The 10,052-nt window shown below is 67.2% G+C and carries 6 protein-coding genes and 3 pseudogenes; 3 read left to right on the forward strand and 6 right to left on the reverse strand.

The window, feature by feature from the left end; all coding sequences use genetic code 11:
- The 4 genes and pseudogenes from BAY1663_RS26095 to BAY1663_RS24545 all read right to left on the reverse strand — a co-directional run.
- A pseudogene (locus tag BAY1663_RS26095) lies at positions 1 to 117 on the reverse strand (methyl-accepting chemotaxis protein); the annotation flags it as partial.
- A 408-nt stretch (positions 118 to 525) separates the two neighbouring features.
- A pseudogene (locus BAY1663_RS26100) lies at positions 526 to 717 on the reverse strand (chemotaxis protein); the annotation flags it as partial.
- 172 nt (positions 718 to 889) lie between these two features.
- A pseudogene (locus BAY1663_RS26105) lies at positions 890 to 1,330 on the reverse strand (PAS domain-containing protein); the annotation flags it as partial.
- Entirely contained in the window at positions 1,327 to 1,497 is a 171-nt protein-coding gene (locus BAY1663_RS24545) for a hypothetical protein (RefSeq protein ID WP_164838485.1), read from the reverse strand. The gene BAY1663_RS24545 and the pseudogene BAY1663_RS26105, both read right to left, overlap by 4 nt.
- A 360-nt stretch (positions 1,498 to 1,857) precedes the next feature.
- Here BAY1663_RS24545 and BAY1663_RS20830 point away from each other — a divergent pair, with 360 nt between their 5' ends.
- Together BAY1663_RS20830 and BAY1663_RS20835 are read left to right on the forward strand one after the other, a co-directional pair.
- Positions 1,858 to 2,823, forward strand: a complete 966-nt coding sequence (locus BAY1663_RS20830; RefSeq protein WP_037044578.1) for a TAXI family TRAP transporter solute-binding subunit — start codon at positions 1,858 to 1,860, stop codon at positions 2,821 to 2,823.
- Positions 2,824 to 2,942: 119 nt separating this feature from the next.
- The gene (locus BAY1663_RS20835) at positions 2,943 to 5,495 is read left to right on the forward strand and encodes a TRAP transporter permease (RefSeq protein WP_037044580.1); all 2,553 of its coding nucleotides are present in this window, start codon (positions 2,943 to 2,945) and stop codon (positions 5,493 to 5,495) included.
- A 188-nt stretch (positions 5,496 to 5,683) separates the two neighbouring features.
- On the opposite strand, the gene BAY1663_RS20840 is transcribed toward BAY1663_RS20835, so the two are convergent.
- Positions 5,684 to 7,363 carry a Na/Pi cotransporter family protein gene (locus BAY1663_RS20840; protein WP_037044583.1) on the reverse strand — a complete coding sequence of 560 codons (1,680 nt, stop codon included), beginning with the start codon at positions 7,361 to 7,363 and terminating at the stop codon, positions 5,684 to 5,686.
- 157 nt (positions 7,364 to 7,520) lie between these two features.
- Positions 7,521 to 8,423 (reverse strand): cache domain-containing protein, encoded by a 903-nt coding sequence (locus BAY1663_RS20845; RefSeq protein WP_051497198.1) that lies wholly within the window; start codon positions 8,421 to 8,423, stop codon positions 7,521 to 7,523.
- Between the two features lie 243 nt (positions 8,424 to 8,666).
- Between BAY1663_RS20845 and BAY1663_RS20850 the strand changes: the two genes are divergently transcribed.
- Positions 8,667 to 10,052 (forward strand): exodeoxyribonuclease V subunit gamma (locus BAY1663_RS20850; protein WP_037044599.1); only part of this gene is annotated, 1,386 nt, incomplete at its 3' end.

The following is a 10,052-nucleotide window of genomic DNA, read 5'->3' on the forward strand; positions in this document are numbered from 1 at the left end:
CACGGCGAAGCCGCGGCCCTGCTCGCCGGCGCGCGCCGCCTCGATGGCGGCGTTGAGCGCCAGCAGGTTGGTCTGCTCGGCGATGCCGTGGATGACGTCGAGCACGCGGCTGATCTCCTGGCTGTGCGCCTCCAGCTGGTGGATGACGTCGGTGGCCTGCTGGATATCGTCCGCCAGGCGCACGATGCTGCTGCCGGTAAGGCCGACGATCTGCCGGCCACTGGCCGTCTCGCCATCGGCCCGCGCCGCCGCCTCGGCGGTGCGCTGGGCATTCAGGGCGACCTCCTGGACGCTGGCTGCCATCTGGTTGATCGCGGTGGCGACCTTGTCGGTTTCCTGCTGCTGGCGCGAGGCGCTCTGCGTGCTGCCCTGCATCGCGGCGAGCAGTTCGCGGGCATGGTTGCTGAGCAGGCCGCTGGAGTCGGCGATGCGCCCGACCATGGCGGCGGCTTCGGTTTCCAGCATCTTCATGGCGAAGGCGATTTCGCCGATCTCGTCGCGCCGGCCGGTGTAGATCCGCTGGCTGACCGGATTGTGCCCGACCTGCCGTGCCTGCCACGCCAGCCGCCGCAACGGGGCGAGCGCCAGGCTGCCCAGGGCGGCGGCGCCGAGGCCTGCCGAGCAGGATGCCGGGGGCCGCGGCAAGCAGCGGCACGCCGCCGAACAGCGCCCAGGTGCCGCCGAGCACGACGCCGAGCGCTGCCAGCAGGCCGACACGGGCGCGCATGCCCAGCTGGAGCTTGCTCAGGAACGCGGCGCCCGGCTTGTCGCGCAGCTGGCGGTAATAGGCTTCGGCGGCACGGATCTGCTCGGGCTGTGCCCGGGTGCGCACCGACTGGTATTCCACCACCCGACCGTTGCGGCTGACCGGCGTGACGAACGCGCTGACCCAGTAGTGATCGCCGTTCTTGCAGCGGTTCTTGACCAGCCCCATCCAGGATTGCCCGCCACGCAGGCAGCTCCAGAGATCGGCGAAGGCCTGCGACGGCATGTCCGGATGACGCACGATGCTGTGTGGCTGGCCCCGCAGTTCCTCTTCGCTGAAACCGCTGATAGCGACGAAGTCCGCATTGGCATAGGTGATTTCGCCACCCAGGTTGGTGGTCGAGAGGATGTTGGCGTGGTCGCTGACGTTGATTTCGTGGCCGGTGACCGGCAGGTTCGTGCGCATGTTGGCGTTATCTCCCATGAATAAAAGGGCGGTTAACGCAAGGGAATATCGGCGCTGCATCGTCGGCCCGTCAGCGGACCCGGCAGCGCTCTTGTCTTGGACGCGGTGAGCGTCTGTGTTGTTTCCGTCATGCCGGGATCGTTGTCCGGTTCCGCTCATGCGGGGTCGCTATCGGCCTGCGGCTCCTCCAGTTGCTCGAGCAGGTCCAGCAGGCGCCGCCGAAGCTGCCCGAGTTCCCGCGACTTGAAGGAGTGGCGGGTTCTCTCGAGGACCTGGATGGTTTCTTCCAAGGCTGCCCGCAACTGGGTGGTCTCGTCGCTCGGCATGGGCGTTCACCGCGGCGCAGTACGGTATGCAAGTTTCATGACTGTCTCGTGTCGTCCGTGGCGTTGCGGCGATGTCCGGTGGCAACGAAAAAGGCGCCGGCGATGGCGCATCCGACAGGATGGCCACGGCAGGCGCCTCAGCTATCAGGCCCTTACGTCCTGAGCGGTAAAGCAGCTTTCGTATTACGAAACTAGTGGCAGTCTGCCATTGTCGGGATGATGGAACAAGCCCGCCGGCTGCATGCCCTGCGGCAATCGGTCAGGGCGCTGTTCGTTGTCCGCAACGCTGCTAGACTCCCAACACCGCGCAGACTCACAAGGGATGCCGGGCATTCGAAAACAACCAAAAGGAGTGCATCCATGAAAGGCAAATCCTTGGCATGGATCTTTACCGCTGCACTGGCGGGAACCGGCCTGAGCGGTATGGCGCAGGCGCAAGAGAAGTTCGTCACCATCGGCACCGGTGGCCAGACCGGGGTCTACTACGTGGCGGGGCAATCGATCTGCCGCTTCGTCAACCGCAACGCCGAGAACCTCAAATGCAATGCGCCTGCCAGTGGCGGCGGCGTGGCCAACGTCAACGGCCTGCGCAGTGGCGAGTTCAATTTCGGCATCATGCAGTCCGACCACCAGTACAAGGCGATGGAAGGCGCCGTACCCTTCGAGAAAGAAGGGAAGATGGACGACATCCGTGCGGTGTTCTCCCTGCAGAGTGAAGTCTTCACCGTGCTTGCGCGTCGTGACGCCAACATCAAGGGCCTGGATGACCTCAAGGGCAAGCGCGTCAATATCGGCAACCCCGGCTCCGGCCAGCGCGACACCCTCGAAGAGATCATGAAGGAGAAGGGCTGGAACAAGTCGGTGTTCTCGCTCGCCGCCGAACTGAAGCCGGCCGAACAGGCCAGCGCGCTGGGCGACAACAACATCGATGCCATGACCTACTTCGTCGGCCACCCCAACGGCGCGATCCAGGAAGCGACCACCACCGTGGATGCCGTACTGGTACCGATCACCGGCCCGGAGATCGACAAGCTGCTGGCGGAGAAGAGCTACTACACCAAGGCCGAGATTCCCGGCGGCCTGTACAAGGGCAACGACCAGCCGACCCAGTCCATCGGCGGCAAGGCCGTGCTGTCGACCACCAGCAAGGTCGACGCCGAAGTCGTCTACCAACTGGTCAAGTCGGTGTTCGAGAACATCGAGCGCTTCCAGCGCCTGCATCCGGCATTCAAGGACCTCAAGCCGGAAGAGATGATCAAGGTCGGTCTGAGTGCGCCGCTGCATGAAGGCGCCGAGCGCTACTACAAGGAACGTGGCTGGTTGTAAGGCGCGAGCGGTCGTCCCACCGGGCGGCCTTGCTGGCAATGCCTTAGCCCGAAAACCCGTGCGCCGGCCGGCCACGGGTTTTTGCGGTTTCCGTTACCTGAAAAAACAGGCCTCATTTCATGCAAGACAAACAACTGTCCACCGAGGAACTGATCGCCCAGGATGTCGGTGCGCGCCTGCCCACCGGCGCGATGGCCGCGGTCATCGCCGGGCTCGCGCTGCTCTGGTCGCTGTTCCAGTTGTGGATCGCCTCGCCGCTGCCGTTCGTCCTCGGCTTCGGCGTGCTGAATGACACCGAGACCCGCTCGATTCACCTGGCCTTCGCCCTGCTGCTGGCCTTTCTCGCCTACCCGGCTTCCAAGCGCTCGCCGTGCGACCGGGTACCGCTGCTGGACATCGCCCTCGGGCTGGTCGCCGCGGCCAGTGCCGCCTACCTGTTCATCGCCTACGAACAACTGGCGCAGCGCCCCGGCAACCTGACCACCCTGGATCTGCTCACCGCCTGCGTCGGCATTCCGCTGTTGCTGGAGGCTACCCGTCGCGCGCTCGGCCCGCCGCTGGCGATCATCGCGCTGGTATTTCTCATCTACAGCATCGCCGGCCCCTGGATGCCCGGCCTGCTGGCCCACCGCGGCGTCAGCTTCACCGCGTTGGCCAATCACCAGTGGATCACCACCGAAGGCGTGTTCGGCATCGCCCTCGGCGTTTCCACCAGTTTCGTCTTCCTGTTCGTGCTGTTCGGCGCGTTGCTCGAACGTGCCGGCGCCGGGCATTACTTCATCCAGCTGGCGTTCAGCATGCTCGGGCATTTCCGCGGCGGCCCGGCCAAGGCGGCCGTGGTGGCTTCCGGCATGACCGGCCTGATCTCCGGCTCCTCGATCGCCAACGTGGTCACCACCGGCACCTTCACCATCCCGATGATGAAGCGCACCGGCTTCTCGGCGGAGAAGGCCGGCGCGGTGGAAGTCGCCTCCTCGGTCAACGGCCAGATCATGCCGCCGGTGATGGGCGCCGCGGCGTTCCTGATGGTCGAATACGTCGGCATTCCCTATGTCGAGGTGATCAAGCACGCCTTCCTGCCGGCGCTGATCTCCTATATCGCGCTGGTCTACATCGTCCATCTGGAGTCGCTCAAGCTCGGCCTGCAGGCGCTGCCGCGGGCCAATGTAGCCAAGCCGTGGATGCAGCGGCTGATCGGTTTCGCCTTCGGCGCTGCACTGATTTCCGGGTTGTCGCTGGGGGTCTACTACGGTCTCGGCTGGCTCAAGCCGGCGCTCGGCGATGCCGCGCTGTGGGTCATCGGCGCGCTGCTGGCGCTGGTCTATCTGGGGTTGCTGAAGATTGCCGCGAGCAACCCGCCGCTGCCCCACGAAGACCCGAACATGCCGCTGGAGAAGCTGCCCGAGACGCGTCCGGTGCTGCTTTCCGGCCTGCATTTCCTGCTGCCGGTGGTGGTACTGGTGTGGTGCCTGATGATCGAGCGACTGTCGCCCGGCCTCTCGGCCTTCTGGGGCTCGGTGATGCTGGTGATCATCCTGCTGACCCAGCGCCCGCTGCTGTCGTGGATGCGCCATGATCGCAGCCATGTGGATGGCACCTTCATGGACGGCGTGATCGACCTGCGCGAAGGCCTGATCGCCGGTGCGCGCAACATGATCGGCATCGGTATCGCCACGGCGGCGGCCGGCATCATCGTCGGCGCGGTGTCGCAGACCGGCGTCGGCCTGGTGCTGGCCGATCTGGTCGAACTGCTGTCGATGGGCAATCTGCTGCTGATGCTGTTGCTCACCGCCTTCCTCAGCCTGATCCTCGGCATGGGTCTGCCCACCACCGCCAACTACATCGTGGTGTCCAGCCTGCTGGCGCCGGTGATCGTCGCCCTGGGCCAGCAGAACGGGCTGATCGTGCCGCTGATCGCGGTGCATCTGTTCGTCTTCTACTTCGGCATCATGGCCGACGTGACGCCGCCGGTGGGCCTGGCCTCGTTCGCCGCGGCGGCGGTGTCCAAGGGCGACCCGATCCGCACCGGGGTGACCGCGTTCTATTACAGCCTGCGCACCGCGGCGCTGCCGTTCCTGTTCATCTTCAACACCGACCTGCTGCTGATCGGCGTGGATTTCTGGCATGGCGTGCTGGTTTTCCTGGTGGCCACGCTGGCGATGCTGGTCTTCGCCGCCGGCACCCAGGGGTATTTCCTGGTGCGCAGCCGCTGGTACGAGAACCTGCTGCTGTTGCTGGTGGCCTTCACCCTGTTCCGTCCGGGTTTCTGGATGGACATGCTCCACGACCCGTACCAGGACATCCCGCCGGCACAGCTGGTCGAGGCCCTGGCCGACGTCGAAGAGGACAGCCAGCTGCGCCTGCGCGTGCGCGGCGAGGATGCGGTGGGTGATCCGCGCGAGTTCGTCCTGCTGCTGGCCATCCCGGATGGCGCCTCCGGCGAGGAGAAGCTGGAGAAGATCGGCCTGGTGACCTACGAGGACGACGGCAAGCTGCTGGTCGACAGCGTCGCCTTCGGCAGCCCGGCGGCCGAGGCGGGACTGGAATTCGACCAGGAGATCCTCTCGGTACGTGCGCCGACCGACCGCTGGCAGAAAGAGATCATGTGGGTGCCGGGCTTGCTGCTGTTCGGCCTGATCGTCTGGATGCAGCGACGGCGCAAGCAACGCTGATCGCGACCTCCAACCCCGGCCGTGCTCGCGCATCGCCGGGGTTCTTTTTGCTCAAGAGGACGTAGGAGCAGGCCGTGCCTGCGAACGAGGTCGATGCACCCGCGTGGCTGCCCTTCGCGGGCATGGCCCGCTCCTACGAGCAAGCCGTGATATGGATGCGTGCCTCGTTCGGCGGGTTACAACCCGCCCTACGCAGGCTTGCCGGGCAGATGCTGCTCTACCGGCAGCCTGTCGCGGCCCGCCTCGGCGGCGTGGCCCTTGCCGCCCTGGCCCTCCAGCGCCGCATAGGCTGCACTGCAGAACAGCGAATTGAGCCGCTTCATGTCGGCGATCAGCTCCAGGTGCGCGGCACTGGTCTCGATGCTCTCCACCACCTGCTGGTGCAGGCGCTGCACGTGCGAATGGGCCAGCTCGCGCTCCAGCTTGCGGAACTGGCGCTTGTGCTGCAGCAGCTGCCGCGCGCTGTGCGAGTCGCCGGAGAGGAACACCGACAGTCCCAGCCGCAGGTTGGCGCCGAGCAGGGCATGCAACTGGCCGAGCTCCTCCAGGCCGCTGTCGGAGAAGGAGCGGCGCTTGGCGGTCTTGAGGTTCTGCACCTTGCTGGCCATGTGCTCGATGATGTCGCCGGCCTGTTCGAGGTTGATCGCCAGCTCGATGATCTCCGCCCAGCGCCGGCCCTCCTGCTCGGCCAGGTCCTCGCGCGGCATCTGCGCCAGATAGAGCTTCACGCCGCTGTAGAGCGCATCGACGTCGTCGTCCAGGCGACGGATCTCCTCGCCGGGTGCCGCGCGATCCTCCTGCAGCGCCTCGAGCAGGCGCGCCAGCATCATTTCAACCAGGTCGCCGATGCGCAGGGTCTCGCGCACCGCATTGGCCAGCGCCAGGCTCGGCATGTCCAGGGCGGCGGGGTCGAGGTGCCGCGGCTGCGCCACGCCGTTGTCCAGCACGCGTTCCGGCAGCAGGCGTTCGCACAGCCGGCTCATGGGCTGCACGGTGGGCAGCAGGATCAGGCAGCGCAGGCTGTTGTAGAGCAGGTGGAAGCCGATCACCTGGGTCTGTGCGCTGTAGCCGAGGGTATCCATCCAGGCCACCAGCGGCCCGAGGAACGGCAGCATCGCCAGCCCCGCCAGCTTGTAGAGCAGGCTGCCCAGCGCCACCCGGCGCGCCGACGCCGGCTGCACGCTGGCGTTGAGCCAGGCGAGCAGGCCGCTGCCGATATTGGCGCCGATCACCAGGCCGAGCGCCACCGGCAGGCTGATCAGGCCGGCGCCGGCCAGCGTCGAGGTCAGCAGCACCGCCGCCAGGCTGGAATAGGAGAGCAGGGCGAACAGCGCGCCGACCAGCGCCGCCAGCAGGGTATCGCCGGCCAGCGAGGAGAACAGCACCTGCATGCCGCGCGCCTCGGTGATCGGCTCGGCGGCATGCACGATCAACTGCAGGGCGAGGATGATCAGCCCCAGGCCGATCAGCACCCGGCCGATCTGGCCGGCACGGCTCTGCTTGCGCGAAAGGAACAGGCTCACCCCGACCAGGGTCAGCAGCGGCGACAGCCAGGACAGGTCCAGCGTCAGCACCCGCGCCATCAGCGCGGTGCCGACGTCCGCGCCGAGCATGATCGCCAGCGCCGTCGGCAGCGCCATCAGGCCCTGGGCGACGAAGGAAATGGTCAACAGCGCCGTGGCGTTGCTGCTCTGCACCAGCGCGGTGACGCCGATGCCGGCACCGAAGGCCAGCGGTGCGTTGGCCATGCTGTGGCCGAGCAGGCGGCGCAGATGGGAGCCATAGACGCGCATGATGCCGGTGCGCACGATGTGCGTACCCCAGACCAGCAGCGCGATGGCGGAAAGCAGGTGCAACAACGTCAGCATCAGGCCCGGCCTCCGGCTGTTCGATGGTCGACGGCCACAACCTGTCGCGCCCAGGGGCGGCACAGAGCTGTGGGGTTATGGACGGTTGACCATCGCCGGGAGCCGGCCGTTCACACAATTGTCATCAGCGGAGCGCCTCGCGGCCGCGCTTGGCGGCTCAGTTGGGCGCGTAGTAGCCCACCCCCAGCAGCACGTCATCGACCCGCTGGATCAGCGAATGCTTCTGCTCCACCGCGTTGGTGGCCGGGTTGCGCCATACATAGTCGACCGTGCCTTCGCCCTGTTCGCGCGCCAGCTCGATCATCTCCTTGAACAGCGGCTTGCCGGCGGCATCGTTCACCGCGCGTACATCGAGCCCCACCAGGTTCGGCGAACTCCCGCTGGCGCGGTAGCGGCCATCCTCCAGGCCGATGGCGAACACGTACTCGTCGTTGATCACGAAGCCGCTCTGCGGATCGTTGAAGCGCTCGAAGGCCCGTTCGGGGCCGTGTTCCCGCGTCAGCGCCACCGCCTTGTCCAGCAGCGCCCTGGCCTGTTCGGCCGTGCCGCGCGGGATGTAGTAGCCGACGCAGAGGATGTGCTCGCCCACCCGGCGGAACTGGCTGACCTTGTTTTCCACCTTGTTGGTCGTCGGGTTCAGCCAGTGATATTCCACCGTCCCGCTGTCGGCGTTCTTCGCCTTGTCGATGAACTCACGCATGAACGGCTTGCCGGCCGCATCCTGCAGGGCGGCCACGTTCAGGCCGACCAGGCTGCGCGAGGCGCCATTGCTGGCCAGCATGCTGCCCTGGGTGTCGAGCACGAAGACATAGTGCTGGCCCATGACGAACGGACCCTTGCGGTCGTTGAACGCGGCCAGCGCCTGCTCCGCGCCATTGGCCTGCAGGTAGGCGACGGCCTTGTCGAGCAGCTCGGCGGCCTGTTTGGCGTGGCTGCGCTCGACCGAGCCGAGCGGTCTGGCCGCCGTTCCCTCGGCCGCCGACACGGAGAAGGCCAGCGGGGCACTGCCGAGCACCGCGGCCATGGAAAGCGCGAGCAGATTCTTGAGATTCAGATTCATGGATGACTCCTGGCGGGCGGGGCGTTTCGATCACCCCATCGCAACCCATCCTATTGGCCATCGGCAGAATTGATATTGGCCCTCGGAACGAGATGCCTCGGGCAAAAGGCGTAGTTTTTGTGGCCTGCCGTCCCGGGCGGCCATCCTGCGGGCCGTCGCGCGCAGCGTCCGGGCCGCAGGCGCGGCTCGCCCCCGTCGCGGGTGGCCTGTAACCTATCGGCTCCTGTTCTCAGCGGTGCGTCCATGCTCAGCCTCTACCATGCTCCCGACCTGGAAACCCTGGGCGAACTGGCTACCACGCTGCTCGCCCAGCCGCTGGCCGACCCCTTCGCCCCGGCGCGGGTGGTGGTGCCGAGCCAGGGCATGGGCCGCTGGCTGACCCTGGAGCTGGCACGCAAGCAGGGCATCGCCATGCAGCTGGACATCCAGCTGCCGGCCAGCTTCGTCTGGGACCTCAGCCGTGCGGTGCTCGGCAGCCTGCCGGAGCAGTCGGCATTCACCCCGGCCAGCCTGACCTGGCGTCTCTACGGCTGGCTGTGCGAGCCGGCCAACCTGGCGCTGGCGCCGCGCCTGGCGCAGTACCTGGACGGCGGCGACGAGCGCCGGCGGCTGAGCCTGGCGGCGAAAATCGCCGACACCTTCGACCAGTACCTGCTCTACCGCGACGACTGGCTGGCGGCCTGGGAGCGCAGCGAGACCCTCGAGCTCGGTCCCGACGAAGCCTGGCAGGCGCTGCTCTGGCGCGAGCTGACCAAGGACGGCCACCCGCACCGCGCGCGGCTGCTCGGCGACCTGCTGCAGCGCCTGTATCGCGACGAAGCACTCGCCGGGCTGCCCGAGCGGCTGCTGGTGTTCGGCATCAGCAGCCTGCCGCCGCACCACCTGCGGGTGCTCGACGGCCTGGCGCGGCACATCGACGTGGTGGTCTGCGCGCTCAACCCGAGCCGCGAGGCCTGGGGCGAGATCCGCGATGTGCGCGAGCTGGCGAGGCAACCGGAAAGTGCTGCGGACGACTGGTACCTCGACGTCGGCCACCCGCTGCTGGCCAGCCTCGGCAAGCAGGGCCGCGATTTCTTCGATGCGCTGTTCGGCCTCGGCGGCCAGGAGATCGGCCTGTATTCCGAAGATGCTGACCTGCGCGACGACAGCCTGCTGCATGCCCTGCAGCACGACATCCTGCGCCTGCGCACGCGGCTGCCGGACGAGCGCATGACGCTGGCGGACGATGATCGCTCGCTGGAAGTGCACATCGCCCATTCGCCGCTGCGCGAGGTGGAAATCCTCCACGACCAGCTGCTCGCCCGCTTCGCTGCCGACCCGGCGCTGAGCCCGGACCAGGTGGTGGTGCTGACGCCCGACATCGAGCGCTACGCGCCCTTCATCGAAGCGGTGTTCGCCGTGCGCGAGGGCGTGCCGCGTATCCCCTACAGCCTGGCCGACCGCAGCCTGCGTGCCGAGGTGCCGCTGATCGAGGCCTTCCTGCAGTTGCTGCTGCTGGCGCAGAGCCGCTTCGCCGCCGAGGAAGTCCTCGCCTGGCTGGAGCAGCCGGCCATCGCCCGCCGTGCCGGCATCGACAGCGAGGACCTGCCGCTGCTGCGCGACTGGCTGCGCGAGGCAGGTGTGCGCTGG

Origin of the sequence: Pseudomonas sp. BAY1663, from assembly GCF_000582595.1 — a bacterium.
In the GTDB taxonomy this organism is placed as follows: Bacteria; Pseudomonadota; Gammaproteobacteria; order Pseudomonadales; family Pseudomonadaceae; genus Stutzerimonas; species Stutzerimonas stutzeri_AF.